The sequence below is a fragment of the Bacteroides sp. AR29 genome (assembly GCF_900217715.1).
In the GTDB taxonomy this organism is placed as follows: domain Bacteria; phylum Bacteroidota; class Bacteroidia; order Bacteroidales; family Bacteroidaceae; genus Bacteroides; species Bacteroides uniformis.
Window position 1 is genome coordinate 18,381 of sequence record NZ_OBMS01000029.1, and the last position, 19,574, is coordinate 37,954.

At 47.8% G+C, this 19,574-nt stretch carries 16 protein-coding genes, 1 other RNA gene and 1 pseudogene; 15 read left to right on the top strand and 3 right to left on the bottom strand.

What is annotated here, in order from left to right; translation table 11 throughout:
* Window positions 1-30: 30 nt before the first annotated feature.
* A complete protein-coding gene (locus tag CSD97_RS16640; RefSeq protein WP_009038248.1) occupies window positions 31-852 on the bottom strand; it encodes a PstS family phosphate ABC transporter substrate-binding protein in 822 nt (273 codons plus the stop codon).
* Window positions 853-1,042: 190 nt separating this feature from the next.
* Between CSD97_RS16640 and pstC the strand changes: the two genes are divergently transcribed.
* From pstC to CSD97_RS18775, 6 genes and pseudogenes are all read left to right on the top strand, one after another.
* Window positions 1,043-2,227, top strand: coding sequence for a phosphate ABC transporter permease subunit PstC (gene pstC, locus CSD97_RS16645; RefSeq protein WP_044467405.1), 1,185 nt, complete (start codon window positions 1,043-1,045; stop codon window positions 2,225-2,227).
* A 12-nt stretch (window positions 2,228-2,239) separates the two neighbouring features.
* Window positions 2,240-3,100: a phosphate ABC transporter permease PstA gene (gene pstA, locus CSD97_RS16650; RefSeq protein WP_022401248.1), complete on the top strand. Its 861-nt coding sequence runs from the start codon at window positions 2,240-2,242 to the stop codon at window positions 3,098-3,100.
* A 17-nt stretch (window positions 3,101-3,117) separates the two neighbouring features.
* Window positions 3,118-3,873: a phosphate ABC transporter ATP-binding protein PstB gene (pstB, locus tag CSD97_RS16655; RefSeq protein WP_055288615.1), complete on the top strand. Its 756-nt coding sequence runs from the start codon at window positions 3,118-3,120 to the stop codon at window positions 3,871-3,873.
* Window positions 3,874-3,933: 60 nt separating this feature from the next.
* A complete protein-coding gene (gene phoU / locus CSD97_RS16660) occupies window positions 3,934-4,629 on the top strand; it encodes a phosphate signaling complex protein PhoU (RefSeq protein ID WP_035448804.1) in 696 nt (231 codons plus the stop codon).
* Window positions 4,630-4,981: 352 nt separating this feature from the next.
* The gene (locus tag CSD97_RS16665) at window positions 4,982-5,584 is read left to right on the top strand and encodes a riboflavin synthase (RefSeq protein WP_005832292.1); all 603 of its coding nucleotides are present in this window, start codon (window positions 4,982-4,984) and stop codon (window positions 5,582-5,584) included.
* A gap of 12 nt (window positions 5,585-5,596) precedes the next feature.
* Window positions 5,597-5,677: pseudogene (locus tag CSD97_RS18775) on the top strand (NAD(P)H nitroreductase); the annotation flags it as partial.
* Window positions 5,678-5,813: 136 nt separating this feature from the next.
* On the opposite strand, the gene CSD97_RS16670 reads toward CSD97_RS18775, so the two are convergent.
* Window positions 5,814-7,133: a YihY/virulence factor BrkB family protein gene (locus CSD97_RS16670; protein ID WP_008664813.1), complete on the bottom strand. Its 1,320-nt coding sequence runs from the start codon at window positions 7,131-7,133 to the stop codon at window positions 5,814-5,816.
* A 30-nt stretch (window positions 7,134-7,163) separates the two neighbouring features.
* Window positions 7,164-7,577: RNase P RNA component class A (rnpB, locus tag CSD97_RS16675), an RNA gene on the bottom strand.
* A 200-nt stretch (window positions 7,578-7,777) separates the two neighbouring features.
* Between rnpB and CSD97_RS16680 the strand changes: the two genes are divergently transcribed.
* The 9 genes from CSD97_RS16680 to CSD97_RS16720 all read left to right on the top strand — a co-directional run bounded on the left by CSD97_RS16680 (window position 7,778) and on the right by CSD97_RS16720 (window position 19,311).
* Window positions 7,778-8,983, top strand: a complete 1,206-nt coding sequence (locus CSD97_RS16680) for an NlpC/P60 family protein (protein ID WP_098032751.1) — start codon at window positions 7,778-7,780, stop codon at window positions 8,981-8,983.
* A 130-nt stretch (window positions 8,984-9,113) separates the two neighbouring features.
* Complete coding sequence (locus CSD97_RS16685) at window positions 9,114-10,286, top strand: dipeptide epimerase (protein ID WP_009038253.1); 1,173 nt, start codon at window positions 9,114-9,116, stop codon at window positions 10,284-10,286.
* The gene (locus tag CSD97_RS16690; protein ID WP_009038254.1) at window positions 10,283-11,617 is read left to right on the top strand and encodes a transglutaminase domain-containing protein; all 1,335 of its coding nucleotides are present in this window, start codon (window positions 10,283-10,285) and stop codon (window positions 11,615-11,617) included. The genes CSD97_RS16685 and CSD97_RS16690 overlap by 4 nt, the downstream gene beginning before the upstream one ends.
* Window positions 11,618-11,964: 347 nt before the next feature.
* The gene (locus CSD97_RS16695; protein WP_005831283.1) at window positions 11,965-13,494 is read left to right on the top strand and encodes a Do family serine endopeptidase; all 1,530 of its coding nucleotides are present in this window, start codon (window positions 11,965-11,967) and stop codon (window positions 13,492-13,494) included.
* 192 nt (window positions 13,495-13,686) lie between these two features.
* Complete coding sequence (locus tag CSD97_RS16700; RefSeq protein ID WP_002561589.1) at window positions 13,687-14,547, top strand: RNA polymerase sigma factor RpoD/SigA; 861 nt, start codon at window positions 13,687-13,689, stop codon at window positions 14,545-14,547.
* Window positions 14,548-14,669: 122 nt separating this feature from the next.
* On the top strand, window positions 14,670-15,068 hold the full coding sequence (locus CSD97_RS16705; RefSeq protein ID WP_009038255.1) for a hypothetical protein: 399 nt from the start codon (window positions 14,670-14,672) through the stop codon (window positions 15,066-15,068).
* A gap of 10 nt (window positions 15,069-15,078) precedes the next feature.
* The gene (locus CSD97_RS16710; protein ID WP_009038256.1) at window positions 15,079-16,293 is read left to right on the top strand and encodes a clostripain-related cysteine peptidase; all 1,215 of its coding nucleotides are present in this window, start codon (window positions 15,079-15,081) and stop codon (window positions 16,291-16,293) included.
* A gap of 178 nt (window positions 16,294-16,471) precedes the next feature.
* Window positions 16,472-18,943 (top strand): FAD-dependent oxidoreductase, encoded by a 2,472-nt coding sequence (locus tag CSD97_RS16715; RefSeq protein ID WP_034529610.1) that lies wholly within the window; start codon window positions 16,472-16,474, stop codon window positions 18,941-18,943.
* Window positions 18,944-18,954: 11 nt separating this feature from the next.
* Window positions 18,955-19,311 carry a MarR family transcriptional regulator gene (locus CSD97_RS16720; protein WP_005832281.1) on the top strand — a complete coding sequence of 119 codons (357 nt, stop codon included), beginning with the start codon at window positions 18,955-18,957 and terminating at the stop codon, window positions 19,309-19,311.
* Window positions 19,312-19,574 lie beyond the last annotated feature (263 nt).

Here is a 19,574-nt window from a genome sequence, read left to right on the forward strand (position 1 = left end):
AATGAAGAATGAAGAATGAAGAATGAAGATTTATTCGTTATGTACCGGGATATATCCGCTCTCTTTGATGATTTTCTGTCCTGCGGCAGACAAAATGAAATCGAGCAGAGGGGCTATGACCGAAGCGTTTTTCCGGTTATAATAATAGTATAGCGGGCGTACTATCGGATAAGTCTTATTGATGGCATTCTCCAGCGTGGGAGCGGCATAATGCTGCCCGTCGTATGAAACGGCGAGTGTCTTGATACGCGGTGATACATAGGCTAGACCCACATATCCGATGGCTCCGCGAGTTTGGCTGACGGATTGGATAATGGCTCCCGTGGCAGGCATGGAGAGACTGCTGCTCATGTAGTTCTTGTTTTTCAGTACGCTTTCCTTGAAGAACTCGTAGGTACCGGAGGAAGTCTCGCGGGAGTAGACTACGATTTTGCGGTCGTCTCCGCCCACTTGCTGCCAGTTGGTGACTTTGCCCCGGAAGATATCTTCCAGTTGTTGGCGGGTCAGTTGTTTCACTGGGTTGGAGGGGTGGACCACTACGGCAAGGGCATCGTAGGCGATGGGAACTTCTGCCAAGTCTTCTCCGGCGGCTTTGGCCTTCATCTTTTCGCTGAACTTGATGGCGCGGGAAGCCATGGCGATGTCCGTGGTCTGGTCCAGCAGGGCTGAAATACCGACACCGGTTCCGCCGCCGGTCACGGTGACACGGGCAGAGGGGTTTAGGGTCATAAAGCGTTCGGCGGTCTGCTGCGCTATGGGGAGCACGGTGTCGCTGCCTTTGATGCGTTGCGCCTGCATGCCAGTGGTGGCAGCTGCCAGGGCGAGGAGTAGGAGTAATTTTCTTGTCTTCATAAACACATGGTGCAAATAGGGTAAACACATGATGCAAATTAAGGCAATGGATATTACAAATGTGTTACATGGAATGTGCTTTGAGTCGTTGTAATAGTTTTGTAACACCTTTGAAACATTTCTTTCAAACGTTAGTCACACTGCCTTAACATCCGGCCCGTTCCTTTGCATACAGAAATCAATAGGCAACATGAAAAAGATTTTTGAGAAGATTGTAGAAGGTATACTGGCTTGTAGCGGCTTTGTGACGAGCCTTACCATCGTACTTATCGTCGTGTTCCTCTTTTCCGAAGCGCTAGGCTTGTTCAGCAGCAAGGTGATAGAAGAAGGGTATGTATTGGCCTTGAATAAGGAGAACCGGGTGGGCGAACTGACTCCGGCACAGATAAAGAATGTCTTTGATGAAGAGCTGACAAACTGGAACGAAGTGGGAGGGGAGGACCTTCCTATCCGCCTTTTCCGTTTGGAGGACATCACACTGTATTATACGGAAGAGCAGTTGGGCGCTTCCTACGAAAATGCAGGTGCCTGCATTACGGAGCTGGTGGAGCGTACGCCTGGCATTATAGCCTTTGTACCGCAGCAGTTCATTGTCCGTCCGGATTCGGTGCATCTGCTGAAAGACAACACCATTTCGGTGAAGGACGTCTTTGCCGGTGCCGAATGGTTTCCCACGGCAACACCTGCTGCGCAGTTCGGCTTTTTGCCGCTCATTACGGGGACGCTGTGGGTCAGTCTGTTTGCCATCCTCTTTGCATTGCCGTTTGGTCTGTCGGTGGCAATCTATATGTCGGAGGTAGCCAATTCCCGGGTAAGGAATCTGCTGAAGCCCATCATTGAGTTGCTGAGTGGCATACCGTCGGTGGTCTACGGCTTTTTCGGCTTGATTGTCATTGTGCCGTTTTTGCAGCAGGTGTTCAACTTGCCGGTAGGCGAGAGCGGGCTGGCGGGCAGCATTGTGCTTGCCATTATGGCGTTGCCCACCATCATTACGGTGACGGAAGATGCGATGAGAAATTGCCCTCGTGCCATGCGCGAAGCCAGTCTGGCGCTGGGAGCGTCGCAATGGCAGACTATATATAAGGTGGTGATTCCTTACTCCATTTCGGGCATCACCTCCGGAGTGGTGTTGGGCATCGGCCGTGCGGTGGGCGAGACGATGGCTGTGCTGATGGTGACGGGCAACGCCGCCGTCATTCCCCATACCATCCTGGAACCGCTGCGCACCATTCCGGCAACGATTGCCGCCGAACTAGGCGAAGCGCCTGCCGGCGGAGCTCACTACGAAGCATTGTTCCTGCTGGGTGTCGTGCTGTTCTTCATCAGTTTATTGATAAACTTCACGGTGGAAGCAGTTTCGCCAAGACGAAAATAAAAGAAGGTAGATATGGTCAATAGAAAGCATCTTTCGCAAAACGTGGCATTCGGCTTGTTCCGTCTGTTGAGCCTAAGTGTGGTGGGGATTCTTTTTGCAATCCTCGGCTTCATTATATATAAAGGTATAGGAGTTATCGATTGGGAGTTCCTCACTACGGCTCCTACCAACGGTATGACTGCCGGTGGAATCCTTCCTGCCATTGTAGGTACGTTCTGCTTGATGGCGGGCAGTGCTTTATTTGCCTTTCCGGTGGGAGTGATGAGCGGTATTTATATGAATGAGTATGTGCCGAAAGGCTGGGTGGTACGCTTCATACGGATGATGACGAATAATCTGAGCGGCATCCCTTCCATCGTGTTCGGTCTGTTTGGCATGGCGCTGTTTGTCAACTATATGGATTTTGGAGACAGCATTCTGGCAGGTTCGTTGACGCTGGGTCTGCTAAGTCTGCCTTTGGTTATCCGCACCACGGAAGAAGCGTTGAAAGCCATCCCCGACAGCATGCGCGAGGGAAGCCGCGCGTTGGGAGCTACCAAGCTTCAGACCATCTGGCATGTCATCCTGCCGATGGGGATGCCCAATATCATTACTGGACTGATTCTGGCGCTGGGGCGTGTTTCGGGCGAGACGGCACCCATCCTTTTCACCTGTGCCGCCTACTTCCTGCCACAGCTGCCTACAAGTATCTTCGACCAGTGCATGGCGCTTCCTTATCACCTCTACGTCATCTCTACCAGCGGCACCGATATGGAAGCGCAGCTTCCCATTGCTTATGGCACAGCATTGGTGCTGATACTGATTATCCTCCTGGTGAATCTGTTGGCAAACGCCCTGCGGAAATACTTTGAGAAGAAGATTAAGACGAATTGAAAACATATACAATAGGTATGAAGAACAAGATAGAAACCCGTGACGTGAACTTCTGGTATGGCGATTTCCATGCCCTGAAAGGCATCAGCATGGACATTGAGGAGAAGTCTGTGATAGCCTTCATCGGTCCCTCGGGCTGTGGAAAGTCTACCTTCCTGCGCCTGCTAAACCGCATGAATGATTTGATTCCCGACACCCGTCTGACCGGCGAGATACGCATTGACGGACAAGACATCTATGGAAAAGGAGTGCAAGTGGATGAACTCCGCAAGAACGTGGGCATGGTGTTCCAGCGCCCCAATCCTTTCCCAAAAAGCATCTTCGAGAACGTTGCCTACGGACTCCGTGTAAATGGCATCACCGATAACGCTTTCATCCGTCAGCGGGTGGAAGAAACCCTGAAAGGCGCCGCCCTTTGGGACGAGGTGAAGGACAAGCTGAAAGTCTCTGCCTACGCCCTCTCCGGCGGTCAGCAGCAACGTCTCTGCATAGCCCGTGCCATGGCGGTGTCTCCTTCGGTCCTGCTGATGGACGAGCCGGCATCCGCCCTCGACCCCATCTCCACTGCCAAGGTGGAAGAGCTTATCCACGAGTTGAAGAAGCAGTACACCATCGTCATCGTTACCCACAACATGCAGCAGGCAGCGCGTGTCAGTGATAATACGGCTTTCTTCTATATGGGGCGGATGGTGGAGTTTGGAGATACCCGGAAGATATTTACGAATCCCGACAAGGTGGAAACGCAGAACTACATCACGGGACGCTTCGGGTAGCGGATTGTTCCATACAAGCAAAAATAAGTTGTACAAAAGTAATCTTAAAATAGAAACATTATGGTGAAGTTTATCGAATCTGAACTCGTCTTGCTGAAAAAGGAAATAGACGAAATGTGGACCCTGGTATATAATCAGCTCGACCGTGCAGGTGATGCCGTGCTTACGCTGGACCGGGAGCTAGCTCAGCAGGTATTGGTGCGCGAACGTCGCGTCAATGCTTTCGAACTGAAAATAGACAGCGACGTGGAGGACATCATTGCCCTTTACAACCCCGTTGCCATCGACCTGCGCTTTGTGCTTGCCATGCTCAAAATCAATACGAACCTGGAGCGTCTGGGCGACTTTGCAGAGGGCATTGCCCGCTTTGCCCTCAACTGCCATGAACCGGCATTGGATACTGAGTTGGTCAAGCAACTCCGTCTTGAAGAGATGATAGCCCAGGTGCTCTCCATGCTCGAGCTTGCCAAGCAGGCACTTCAGGAGGAGAGCCAGGAATTGGCTACCGCTGTGTTTGCCAAGGACAATATGCTGGACGAAATCAATGCTGAGGCTACTGCCATTCTTGCCGACTACATCAGCCGGCATCCGGAGAGTGCACTCTCTTGTCTGAACCTGGTGAGCGTGTTCCGCAAGTTGGAGCGTTCCGGTGACCATATCACGAATATTGCCGAAGAAATAGTGTTCTTTATCGACGCAAAAGTGTTAAAACATAGCGGGCGGACAGATGAACACTACTTAAATGATAAGAAATAAACAAAATTTTAGGATAATTTCAGTGTTTCATGGAAAATAGCCTTATATTTGTCCATTGAAAACGATTGCAGGTGTAGAAAAGTGCTTTGAAATGATAATAAACTTAAATGTTTTTTTCAAAAAGATGTTATAAGACATGTTTTTTAATTTGGTTAGTATCACGAAAAGCGCCTATATTTGCATCGTTATCCTGAAAACAATCTTTTTACCTTAAAAAAAAACTAATACCTATTGAAAACTGAAAAAGGAGGCTTTGTGAAAAGCTTCCTTTTTTTGTACCTATACGAAGGGCTTTTTGTATCTTTGCGCATATTAATAATAAATCGTGTATAACCTAAAAGTATATAGAACCATGTTTTCCGGAATAGTAGAAGAATGTGCCACATTGGTGGCGATGGTCAAAGACCAGGAGAATGTACATTTTACTTTCAAGTGTTCATTCGTCAGTGAATTAAAAATAGACCAGAGTGTGTCTCACAATGGTGTTTGCCTGACGGTAGTCAGTCTGACAGATGATACCTATACCGTGACGGCCATGAAGGAAACGCTGGACCGTTCCAATCTTGGCTTGTTGCAGGTGGGAGATGAAGTGAATGTGGAGCGTAGTATGATGATGAACGGCCGGCTGGATGGCCATATCGTTCAAGGACATGTGGACCAGACTGCCACTTGCATCGATATAAAGGATGCGGAAGGAAGCTATTACTTTACTTTCCGGTATGCTTTTGACAAGGAGATGGCAAAGCGCGGCTACATCACGGTAGACAAAGGCTCGGTAACGGTCAATGGTGTCAGCCTGACCGTGTGCAATCCCACCGACGATACTTTCCAGGTGGCCATTATTCCTTACACCTTTGAGCATACCAATTTCCATGCTTTCAAAGTGGGCAGTGTGGTGAATCTGGAGTTCGATATCATTGGTAAGTACATCAGCCGCATGATACAATATAAATAAGGTAACGGCACTATGGACGATTTCCTGCAATTAGTGGCATCCCGTCAGAGTGACCGTGCCTATGATATGACTCGTGCCGTGGAGCCTGAGAAATATCGGTGATTTACTTTTTAGACACAGATGACGCAGATGACGCGGATTTTTTTAATATTCCAATCCGCGTCATCCGCGTCTAAAAAATAATCAAAAAGAAAGCAGATACGGAGTTTCCGGAAAGACTTCCGCGTGCTTACAAATCCTTCAGCAGCACCTTGCTTGCATTCTTGTAGTATTCCTCCCGTGCCTTCAGCAATGCTCCCCATTGGTTGTTGAATTCATTTTCCTTATCAATTTTGAAATCTTCTGAGCCGTGCGTGTCCAGTTTGTCCAGTAGGAGGGCCACATTCATTTTGTTGATATCCATGGAAGGCTGGTAAGCGATGTCTTCACTCTTTTCATCGGTCACCACTTCATGTAGGAGGTTGATTTCCTGCAATTCATAAAGGGTTTCGTGTGTCAGCCGGATGGGAATCTGGCACTCTTCGGATATCTCTTCGGCTGTATAGGGCTGGACGTCTTGTTCAAAGCGCTTGGCTATGAGAGACATTATCAGGATGGAGATAAAATCGCGGTAGCGCCGGCTGATATTGCGCGCATCCTTGTCGAAGCTGAAGTTCCGGATATTCTGTCCGGCGTAGGTCAGTTCGGCACCGAATAGGCAGATGGTCCAGGATACCTGCAACCATAGCAGAAACATCGGAAGGGCGGCAAAACTACCATAGATGGCATTGTAACGGGAAACCCACAACTGGCTGCTGATGTAAAGGAATTGGAATGCCTGGTGTGCCGTACCTGCCAGAATACCGGATATGAGTGCGTGTTTCAGCTTGACCTTTGTATTCGGCATAAAGACGTACAGTGCTGTAAACATGAACCAGGTCAGCACGAAGGGGATGAGGCGCACCATAAACTTGCCGACGGGAGCCAGCAGGGTAAAGTCTTCGAGGTTCTTCACCATCGTACTCATGAAGATGGAAAGACCACCGGACACCACCAGCAGAATGGGCATCAGCAGAAGCATAGAGAAGTAATCCGTTATTTTGCGGTACATGCTGCGCGCCTTTTTCACCTGCCAGATGCGGTTGAAGGTGATTTCCATATTGTTGATTAGATTCAGGACTGTCCACAGCAACATAATCAGACCCACTCCGATGAATATTCCACTCTTGGTCTGAGACAAATACGAATTCACGAATTGCAGGATGACTTCCGTGGTTTCCGTAGGACCGCCGAAACCGTTGACAATCTGGCTTTCCATCAGATTATCGAATCCGAAACCGCGGGCTATGGCAAACAAAATGGCAAGAATAGGCACGATGGCAAGCAACGTACTGTAAGTCAGCGCCGAGGCTTTGTTTACTATCCGGTCTTTGGTGAAGCGGTTGATGCAAAGATAAATCGTCTTGATGATATTGTATACGGAAAAGGTCGTTCGCGTGACTTCATCTTCCGTAATACGCCAGATGTCGTAGGTGAGGAATTTCCAAAGGGCAGCAATACGCTTGTTCATGCTATTATCTCGATTATCCATTGTCAATAAAAAAGCAGTCAGTCTGTAAGCCGGGTTCTGTTCTTCTGTTTCTGAAAAAGCCTAATTAGGAATTATCCATTCTTCATTATCCATTCTCCATTAAAGAAGTGTCTGTCATTTATCTGAGCCGCATGTCACCATACAAGCTTTAGCGGTCTACCCTCCGACATGGAGCGAGCAACTCTCATAACGTCGGTTTACATGACCTTACAACTCCCAAGACGCACAGCCCTTGTGTCGCCACAAGACTGGTAGGCTCTTACCCCACCTTCTCACCCTTACCGTAGCCCAAGGGCGACGGCGGTTATTTTCTTCTACGTTACTCTACCCTCACGGACAGCTTTCTGTTAGGAAGTGGGACGCTCTGTGTTGCCCGGACTTTCCTCATACGCACGAGGCGCAAGCGACAGACCGACCAACTGCTTTATAGGGTACAAAGATACGGAATATTAATGAAGAATGAAGAATGAAGGATGAAGAATTTGTTGTGCAGTGTGCGGATGCAGTACGGATGAATCCTTCATTCTTCATTCTTTACCCTTAATTATCTTAAAAACATGTATCTATTTCGGAATAAATTCGTAGCTTTGCTATTAGTAATAACCCCCAAATCCTTTTGGCCAATGAAAAAGTTATCCTCTCTTTTTTCTTTATTTCTGTTAATCCCGCTTTTTGCTGTCGCTTCGGAAGTGGGTGACCGTACAATACCTGCAGAAGTGGCGCAACTCGCTGACAGTTTGAAACAAAAGCTTGCACCGGACAAGCGCGTGGCTTTGTTCGATGTGGATTACTCTTTCTCCGGAAAGAATGTGATGTTGCGTGGTGTCACCACTTCGGCAGAGGCAAAGACGGCTTTGCTGGATGGTTTGGCAAAGAAAGGATATGCGGTGATGGATTGTCTGCAAGTGCTTCCGGATGAGGCCGGACTTGAAGGCAAGACGTATGGCATTGTCAATGTGTCTGTGTGCAATCTTCGGGTAGCCCCGGATTTCTCTTCAGAAATGATGACGCAAGGCTTGATGGGTATGCCGGTGCGGGTGTTGCAGCGCGACGGCTGGTACCGTATCCAGACACCGGACAACTACATTGCATGGGTACACCGAGTAGGCATACATCCCGTCACGCGGGAAGAGCTGACCGCTTGGAACAATGCAGAGAAAATAGTGGTGACTTCGCATTATGGCTTTGTCTACTCACAGCCCAGCCAGGCATCGCAGACCGTCTCTGATGTTGCTGCAGGAAACCGCCTGAAGTGGGAGGGGACAAAAGGTGCCTTTTATAAGGTGGCTTATCCCGACGGCCGTCAGGGATATATCTCCAAATCCATCTCCATGCCTGAGAAGAAATGGCGTGCCACCTTGAAGCAGGATGCCGCCAGCATTATAGCCACGGCGCATAGCATGATGGGCATCCCTTATCTTTGGGCTGGCACTTCCTCCAAAGGGGTGGATTGTAGCGGCTTCATGCGCACCGTTCTTTTCATGCACGACATCATCATTCCGCGGGATGCTTCCCAGCAGGCATACGTGGGCGAGCATATCGATATCGCTCCTGATTTCAGTAACCTCCAGCCGGGCGATTTGATTTTCTTCGGGCGCAAGGCGACGCCGGAACGCAAGGAACGTGTGGTACATGTCGGCATGTATATCGGCAACAAGCGTTTCATCCATTCGCAAGGCGATGTGCGCGTCAATAGCTTCAGCCCCGACGACGAGCTGTTCGATGAATACAACCTCGGTAGACTGTTGTTCGCTACGCGCGTGTTACCTTATATAAACAAGGAGGCGTTGCTCAATACAACGGAAACGAATCCATTTTATTCAATGTAATAATGTGCTAATGTGCCAATATGCCAATGACCTCGGCGTGACGGTGCAAACATGACGTAGTATATATATAGCGCAGCCCATTGGCATATTGGCACATTAGCATATTGGCACATTTAATACACACACAATTATGTCAAACAGAAGAGATTTCCTGAAAACCGCCGCTTTTGCCGCACTCGGCTCAGGCATGGCAATCAATCATGTATTTGCCGGAGGAAATGACGCTCCTTCCTTGTTCAACGTGAACAGTAGGGCAGGTGTAACCCCCAAAATGAAACTGCGTTTCTTCCCCTATGAACTGAAATTGCGCCATGTCTTTACAGTGGCCACCTACTCGCGTACTACCACTCCCGACGTTCAGGTCGAGATAGAATATGATGGCATTATCGGTTATGGTGAAGCCTCCATGCCCCCGTACCTGCAACACGAACTGGGCACGATGGACAGTGTATTGGCTTTTCTGAAGAAGGTGCAGGATGTCATCGGCCAATTCTCAGACCCCTTTCAGCTGGAAGATATACTGGCTTATATAGACAGCCTCTCGGCAGGGGATTCCGCTGCTAAAACTGCTGTGGACATCGCCTTGCACGACCTTGTGGGCAAACTGTTGCAAGCCCCTTGGTATAAGATATGGGGTTTGGACAAGGAAAAGACTCCCTCTACAACTTTCACCATCGGCATTGATACGGCCGACGTGGTGCGTGAAAAGACGAAAGAGTGTGCCGACCGGTTCAATATCCTTAAAGTGAAGCTGGGGCGGGAGAACGACAAAGAAATGATAGAGACCATCCGTTCGGTGACAGACCTTCCGATTGCCATTGATGCCAACCAGGGCTGGAAAGACAAACATCATGCGCTCGATATGATACATTGGCTGCACGAAAAAGGAATTGTCATGATAGAGCAACCGATGCCCAAGGAACAATTGGACGATATCGCATGGGTCGCCCAGCAAAGCCCGTTACCCATATTTGCCGATGAGTCCATTCAGCGTCTGAAGGATGTGGCAGGCTTGAAGGGCGCCTTTACGGGCATCAACATCAAGCTGATGAAGTGTACCGGTATGCGCGAAGCCTGGAAGATGGTGACTTTGGCACGTGCATTGGACATGAAAGTGATGGTAGGCTGTATGACCGAGACCTCTTGTGCCATTACCGCTGCCTCTCAATTCTCTCCGGCAGTGGACTTTGCCGACTTAGACGGTAGTCTGCTGATTGCGAACGACCGTTTCAAGGGTATGGAGGTTGTGAAAGGTAAGATAACGTTGCCCGATTTGCCGGGTATTGGAGTGGTGAAGTTATGAGAAAGCTATTGTATACCGTCGCTCTGTTTGTGATAGCTTCTGCATGCAGCACGAAGTCCGAGAGCAAGCCCTATAATTGGGAGGACGACCTGCACCAACGTCTGCTTACGGATTTCTGTATGACGGAATCCCAGGTGAAGGACTATATCCGCAAGTATATTCCCGACGTGACCGATGAGCAGATGCGCCAGTGGGAAGCTTCCAAAGCTTTGGAGTGCATGATGCTGGATGGAGAGAAACGCTATTTCCGTAATGCCGGACCTAATCTGTTTCGTGTGGACTCCACTTGCTATGACATCAAGATAGCCAAGGAAGGTTCTTCGCCGAGTGGCAGCGAGAAAGTGAATATGGAGAACCTGCCCGAAATCATTTCTGCTGTGAAGAAGGAGGGCAAGGCCATTGTTGCGCCGAAGCGCATGCGCGTCACCTACACGTTGACCGTGGATACCAATGCCGTGCCTGCCGGGAAAATCATCCGTTGCTGGTTGCCCTATCCCCGTCAGGACCAGGCTCGGCAGCAGGATGTCGAGTTCATTTCGGCCAGTGAACCGCAATACACCTTTTCGTCGCCCGAGTGCCGTCACAGTACATTGTACATGGAGAAACGTGCTGTCGAAGGCGAACCGACCGTATTCTCCGAAACCTTTGAGTTTACCGCCAACGGCGAATGGCATAATCTGAAGCCGGAAGACGTGCAGCCCTATGATACGACGACCGCCCTTTATAAGGAATATACTGCCGAGCGTGAGAAGCATATCGTCTTTTCCCCACGCTTGCGCGAACTTGCTGCCAAATTGACAGCCGGTGAAACCAACCCCTACTTGAAAGCCAAACGTATCTTCCGTTGGGTGAATGACAACTTCCCGTGGGCTTCTGCACGCGAATATTCCACCATTGAGAATATCCCGGAATATGTGTTGGACAACCGTCACGGAGACTGTGGCCAAGTCAGCCTGCTGTTCATTACGCTTTGCCGCATCAGTGGAATTCCCGCACATTTCCAGAGCGGCTTCATGATGCATCCCCGTGCATGGAATCTGCACGATTGGGCAGAAGTCTATTTTGAGGGTGTGGGTTGGGTGCCTGCCGACCAGTCATTCGGCATTCCTGCCTTTGCTCGCAATGCCGACGAAGAATATTTCTTCCTGGGTGGTATAGACTCTTGGCGCATGATTGTGAACACTGATTACGGCATGCCGCTACAGCCCGAAAAGCAGTATCCCCGCAGCGAGACCGTCGACTTCCAGCGTGGCGAGGTGGAGTGGGAGGGAGGTAACCTCTACTTCCCGCAGTGGGACTACCACATGGACATTGATTACTTGAATTATTAAGGTACTATCTGCCCTCTAAAAACAGATGATGCGTTCAGCCCGAACACATCATCTGTTTGGTATAAACGCATCATCTGTTTACCCCAAATGCATCATCCGTTTCGGCCGCAACGGGTGATGCGTCTTTTTATGCCCTATCTGTCAGTTCTTTAACAGTCAGCAATCGTACATAAATGCTAATTTGTCAGTCTTTGCCGTTAACCGCTGTTAAGCCCTAAATATCCTCTGTTAAAAGAGAACAAAAAAGAGTGACAAGCGGAATAACTGAACGTTTTTTGTCGTTATTTTAACGTCGTAATGTTAAACGAAACTTGAATATTAACAATTTAAAGAATAGGAAGAATAGTATGAAACAGACAACAAAAAACATCCTTGGAGTTGCGGCTATCGTGCTCCTGAGCTCTGGAGTGGCTGGATTGACCACTTATAAGATGCTGAATAAGGAAAAGCCTGCCGCATTCAGCGAGTTGTTCCAACAGAACCCGAATAATCTGCTGCCGGCAGCTTTCCATGCAACGGATGCCCAGCCTGTGGATTTGACACAAGCAGCGGAGAGCTCGCTCCATGCTGTAGTGCATATACGTGCCACTCAGTTGAGCAAGACTCAGACGGTGCAAGAACAGCCGGATATTTTTGACTTCTTCTTTGGAGACGGTCGTGGACGCCAGCGCCAGATACAGACCCAGCCGCGTGTAGGTTTCGGTTCGGGGGTCATCATCTCCAAAGACGGATATATTGTGACGAACAATCACGTGGTGGAAGGTGCTGATGAAATCACTGTGAAACTGAATGACGACCGTGAGCTGAAAGGACGCATCATCGGTACTGACCCCAGCACGGACTTGGCATTGATTAAGATTGAAGGGGATGACTTCCCGACAATTCCGGTTGGTGACTCCGACCAGTTGAAGGTGGGAGAATGGGTATTGGCAGTAGGTAATCCGTTCAACCTGAACTCTACCGTAACAGCTGGTATCGTCAGTGCAAAAGCCCGTTCCATTGGCTCTTCTGCCTCCAACGGACAAGCTGCAAACATCCAGTCTTTCATTCAGACGGATGCTGCCATCAACCAAGGTAACAGTGGTGGTGCGTTGGTGAATGCCAAAGGCGAGCTAGTTGGTATCAATGCCATGCTTTACTCACCCACGGGTGCTTATTCCGGCTATGGTTTTGCCATCCCTACCAGCATTATGACAAAGGTGGTAGCCGACTTGAAACAGTTTGGTACCGTGCAGCGCGCGCTCCTTGGCATCAAGGGTAGTGATTTGAGCACAGACCTGCAGATGGACGAACGTTGGACCGAAGAACTGAAGAAGAAGGCCGACGAACTTGGTGTGAAAGAGGGTATCTATGTGGCCGAAGTTGTTGAAGGTGGTTCCGCTGCCGGCATCTTGAAGGAAAATGATGTAATCATAGCATTGAACGGCAAGAAGATTCACAAGTTCTCGGATTTGCAGGAAATGCTGGCAAAACACCGTCCGGGCGACAAAGTGAAGGTAACAGTGGTTCGTGACAAGAAGGAAAAGGAATTCGAAATCACGCTGAAGAATGAGCAAGGCACTACGAAGGTAGTGAAGGATGCCGGAATGGAAATCTTGGGTGCAGCCTTCAAGCCCGTATCTTCCGAGCTGAAGAAGCAGTTGAACCTGGGTTACGGTCTGGAAGTTACCGGGGTTACCAATGGCAAGATGGCCGATGCAGGTATCCGCAAGGGCTTCATCATTCTGAAAGCCAACGGAGTGCCGATGAAGACGGTGGACGATTTGGAAAAGGCGATGAAAGAGGCAAGAAAGTCTCCTGAGCAAGGTTTGTTCATCACCGGTATGTTCCCGTCAGGAAAACGTGCAATGTATGCCGTTGATTTGACTCAAGAATAAAAAATAGGGATAGTTAGGTAAGAAGATTGTAATATTAGCTAACAATAGCGAAAAAGGGGGTGTCGGTACAATACATACCGGCATCCTTTTTGTTATATAGGATAAGATATAAATAAGGTGAAAAAGTTGGGATGAAATTATTGTAACAAAATAATTTGTCGTACCTTTGCAACCCAAATCTGTATTATAAGAATGAGACAACTTAAAATTACAAAAAGTATCACTAACAGAGAGAGCGCTTCTCTTGACAAGTATTTGCAGGAAATCGGTCGCGAAGACCTCATTACTGTTGAAGAGGAAGTGGAGCTCGCTCAGCGCATCCGCAAGGGTGACCGTGTTGCACTGGAGAAATTGACACGTGCCAATCTGCGTTTCGTTGTATCTGTGGCCAAGCAGTACCAAAACCAAGGTTTGAGTTTGCCCGACTTGATTAACGAGGGTAATTTAGGACTGATCAAGGCTGCCGAAAAGTTCGATGAAACACGTGGTTTCAAGTTCATCAGTTATGCAGTATGGTGGATACGTCAGTCCATTCTGCAGGCTTTGGCAGAGCAGTCGCGTATTGTACGTCTTCCGTTGAACCAGGTAGGCTCGCTGAATAAAATCAGCAAGGCCTTCTCCAAGTTCGAGCAGGAAAACGAACGTCGTCCGTCTCCTGAAGAGCTTGCCGATGAACTGGAAATCCCTGTTGACAAAATCTCTGATACGCTGAAGGTGTCCGGCCGTCACATTTCGGTGGACGCACCTTTTGTAGAAGGAGAGGACAACAGCTTGCTCGATGTGCTGGTCAACGACGACTCCCCTATGGCCGACCGCTCTTTGGTGAACGAGTCTCTTGCGAGGGAAATTGATAGAGCTCTTTCTACGTTAACCGATAGGGAAAAAGAAATCATACAGATGTTTTTCGGTATCGGACAGCAGGAAATGACATTAGAGGAAATCGGCGACAAATTCGGCTTGACCCGTGAGCGTGTGCGTCAGATTAAGGAAAAAGCAATCAGAAGATTAAGACAAAGTAATCGTAGTAAATTGCTCAAATCTTATTTGGGATAAATAAGAAATATCAGTTTCCGACAAATAGAAGGAATTAAAAAACCGTACGTCTTTAGTAGGCGTGCGGTTTTTTTTATATCTTTGCCCCCATTGATAATTCATAACTTATAACTCATAACTCAATGAAATACGTTCGTATACTTTGTGCCGTAGCTTTGGTTTTTGCGTTGTGCTCAGCTTTTACAATGAAAGATAAGGAAAAGGCTGTATATGCTTTTGGTGTGGCGGCTTCTTTCAATGACTCCATCGTATATTATACAGACATCCAGGTATTGGACAGCGTAGAGCTGGATAAGAATGGATTCTTGCCCAAGCGTGATTTATACACTTACCAGCTCAAGAATTATCTGGAGTATAATCTGAAGAAGCCGGACTATACTTGCATGATTTATTTCTCTGAAAACAGGAAAAAGTTGGAAAAAGAGGCTGTAAAGGTAAAAGGTAAGTATAAGAAGAGTAAGAATATGGTTTTGCAGGTGGTGAAGCCTGAGGCTTTCACATTTGCAAAACCGCAGGAATAAGATTTCAAGTATGAAAACAAAACTATATCTTCTTTTTTTCTTCGTTTTCCCCTTGTTCATGTCGGCGTGTCGTGGTGATGACCCGATACCTGATCCTCCGGTTGATGGGAAACGTACTGTGCTGGTATATATGGCAGCGGATAATAGTATAAATCCATTGGCTAGCTTTACGGATGGGGATTTGGAGGAATTGAAAGCTGGGATGGCTTCAATTGATAATACATCTGATATGCATTTATTGGTGTATATAGATACGGGATTTCCTCGTTTGATTGAAATTGAAAATAAAGGTGGTACTGTTGTTGAAACAATAGTCAAAGAATACGAAGATAGAAATTCGTGCGGAGTCGCTGAGACGCAAGAGGTATTCAATGATGTGTTTGGGAATTCTTTATATAAAGCGGAAAGTTATGGTTTGATTTATTGGTCGCATGGGGAAGGATGGATACCTACTCCATTGCCTTCTACTCGCTGGATAGGAAATGATAAGACTGGAGGAGGGCATTATATGAATATTGAGGACTTGAAGTTAGTATTACAGAACGCTCCTCATTTTGATTTTATTATGTTTGATGCTTGCTTTATGCAGTCGGTGGAAGTCGCGTATGAGTTGCGTGATTGTTGCGATTACTATATTGGTTTCCCTGCTGAGAATCCAGGTCCTGGTGCTGCCTATGATAGAATGTTTCCATTTATATTTCAGAAAGGTGCAGCGGTAGAAATGGCTATTGGGACTTTTGCTGCTTATGATGAAATTTATACTGGAAAAATAGGAAGTAATAGCAATTGGACAATGGGCACTGCTATAGATGTGCTGAAATCTTCTGAGCTTGAGAACTTAGCTGCTGCTACAGCAAATGCTTTGTCGGGAGTGACAGCAGATAGAGAAGTTCTTCGGTCATCGGTCTTTGATTATGATCAGCGTAAAGTAGGATCGTCTTATTATGTAGGCTATTATGATTTCGTAGAAATGATGGAAAAACTCGTTGTGGATGAAGTTGCCTTGGATGAATGGAAGCAAGCATATGATGCAGCTTCTGTCTGTTGGAAAAAAACACCGATGATTTATTCGATGTCTGTTGGTATGTTCTCCATGAAGCGGGCAAATGGGGTTAGCCATTATATACCTTCCACTGCCACTTCTGCTGCTGCTCAAGCTGCTAATGCCGCTTATCGTTCTACTTCATGGTATAGTGCTGTCGGTCTTGCTCGGCTTGGTTGGTAAGCTTATAAAAACTTGCATACTGAACGGATTATTATAGGTGTAAAAACTTGTAATAATCCGTTTTTTTATGCCTATTCTTATTAAAAATGAGTCTTTTAATAATATTTTCCTTTGGAAATTATGTTTTATTGAAAATAATTATTTTCTTTGCATCGTCAAACTTAAAAAACGAAGAATTATGAAATATGTAATCATTGGCGGTGTAGCAGGTGGAGCCACGGCAGCCGCCCGACTGAGAAGAGTGGACGAAATGGCTGAAATCCTTTTATTGGAGAAAGGCCCTTACATCTCGTATGCTAATTGTGGTTTACCTTATTATATAGGTGGAGTGATAGCAGAGCGCGAGAAGCTGTTGGTACAGACACCCGAATCTTTCGGCAAGCGCTTCCGCATTGATGTGCGTGTGCAGAATGAAGTAATCGCCATCCATCCCAAAAACAAGACCGTTACCATACGCAATGCGGAAGGCAAGGAGTACGATGAAAGCTATGACAAACTTTTGCTTTCTCCCGGTGCTAACCCCGTGAAGCCCCCCTTGGAAGGCATTAATTCCGAAGGCATCTTCACGTTGCGCAATGTAGAAGATACCGACCATATCAAGGCTTATATCTCGGACAAGCAGGTGAAACGCGCCGTGGTGGTAGGTGCCGGTTTCATCGGATTGGAAATGGCGGAGAACCTGCATCATGCCGGTGTTCATGTGTCTGTAGTCGAAATGGGTAATCAGGTGATGGCGCCTATCGACTTCTCTATGGCGGCACCTATTCATCAGCATCTGTTGCAGAAAGGTGTCTCCCTCTATCTGGAAGAAGGCGTAACCCACTTCAAGCGTACGGACAACGGAATCACCGTATTCCTGAAAAGCGGAAAGGCCATTCCTGCCGATATGGTGTTACTCTCCATCGGTGTGCGTCCTGCCACTGCATTGGCGCAACAAGCCGGCTTGAAACTGGGCGAGATGGGCGGTATCTGGGTAGACGAACACTTGGAGACTTCCGAAAAAGACATCTATGCCGTGGGCGATGCCATCGAATATCCTCATCCGCTGACCGGAAAGCCCTGGCTCAATTATCTGGCAAATCCTGCCAACCGCCAGGGACGTATCGTTGCTGATAATATGGTGTTTGGCAATACTGTTTCCTACGAAGGAGCTATCGGCACCTCCATTGCCAAAGTATTCGACATGACGGTAGCCTCTACGGGCCTTGCAGCCAAACGCTTGAAGCAGTGGGGCATGGAATATCAAAGCTCGGTGACTCACTCGGCATCTCATGCCGGTTACTATCCGGATGCCCTGCCTTTGACCTTGAAACTGACTTTCCATCCCAAAACCGGTAAACTCTATGGTGCGCAATGTATCGGTTACGAGGGAGTGGACAAGCGAATCGACCAGATAGCCGGACTCATCAAGCGGGGTGGCACAGTCTACGATTTGATGGAGACGGAGCACACGTATGCGCCTCCTTTCTCCTCGGCCAAAGACCCCATCGCTATTGGCGGCTATGTAGCATCGAACATTATCAGCGGTGCTATGCCTGTCATCTCTTGGCGCGAGCTGGTAGAAGAGAAGGATAAAGTGATGCTGATAGATACCCGTACGCCCGAGGAATTCTCTTTCGGCACCATTCCGGGAGCCGTCAATATTCCGTTGGACGAAATGCGCGAACATTTGGCAGAGATACCTACAGACAAGCCGGTAGTGCTTTTCTGTGCTGTGGGTCTGCGCGGTTATCTGTCCCTGCGCATCTTGATGGGGCGCGGCTATCGCAATGTGCGCAATCTGATAGGTGGTTATAAGACCTACTCCACGGCAACAGCACCTCTGCCGTTTCCATCTGCTCCGGCAGGCGGCGGCTCTTCTTCTTCGGTAGAGGCTGCTACTGATGATGTTCCTGCGGATGCATCAGTGTCCAAGAAGGAAACGTTGAAGATAAATGCTTGCGGTTTGCAATGTCCGGGACCTATCATGCAGGTGAAAAAGGCGATGGATAGCATTGCTGTGGGCGAGCGTGTGGAGATTGTGGCAACCGATGCCGGTTTTGCACGCGATGCTTCTGCCTGGTGTGATACGACGGGAAATAAATTGATAGAGAAGCATGACGAGAAAGGACGCTATACGGTAGTCATCGAGAAAGGTGCTCCGGCTTGTACATCTGCTTCCAATGTTTCCGCAGCCAGGGGTAGGGGAAAGACGCTGATTCTGTTCAGTGACGACCTGGACAAAGCGCTGGCAACCTTCGTATTGGCAAACGGAGCAGCGGCAACGGGACAGAAAGTAACCATTTTCTTCACCTTCTGGGGACTGAACGTCTTGAAGAAAGTGCAGAAACCCAGTGTGCAGAAGGACTTCTTCGGCAAGATGTTCGGCATGATGCTGCCGTCCAGCTCTTTGAAACTGAAGTTGTCGCAGATGAATATGTTTGGCATGGGCAGCCGCATGATGCGCTTCTTGATGAAGCGCAAGGGAGTGGATTCTTTGGAGTCGTTGCGCTCGCAGGCATTGGCGCAGGGAGTGGAATTCATTGCTTGCCAGATGTCTATGGATATGATGGGCATCCAGCACGAAGAACTTCTGGATGAAGTAACCATCGGCGGCGTGGCTACCTATATGGAACGTGCGGACAAGGCAAATGTGAACTTATTTATATAGGAGGACAAGATATGGAGACTTTATGTAAAATCCGTGATGTTTATCGGGCTATTGCCGAGTTCGAGGTGCAGTTTACGCAGATGTATGATTTATCGCTGAATGAAGGAATGCTGTTGTGCACGCTGCTCAATACTCCTAAGCTTACCTCCAGTGAGATAGCCGAGGCACTGGGTTTGTCTGCCTCCAACACTTCAAAGGTCATTCGCTCTGTCGAGGGAAAGAAGCTCATTACCCGTCTGATAGGTAAGGAAGATAAACGTCAGATGCGTTTTTCTCTTACGACAGAAGGCAAGAACCGGATTTCGGATATTAAGAATGCTACTTTCGAATTGTCGGAGTTGTTGCAGCAGGTAGTTAGCCTCGTATAGTTTTGTGTAAAAGCGAATTAATATCGTGTTTGCAGGAAGTTAATATCCTGCGGACACGATATTTGTTTTTTGTAGGACACGTTATTAACTTCTTGCACGACATGTTGTTAGTATCGTGTATTGCATGCTATAAATTGTTTGTATCTGTTCGTGTGTATTTCTATCTTTTATTACTGAGAAATTTACTAAGAATCTTTAATAATGTCTCTTTCGACAATTTCTTAACTCTTAATCAATTCTTTTCTCTGTTTTAAAAATGAACT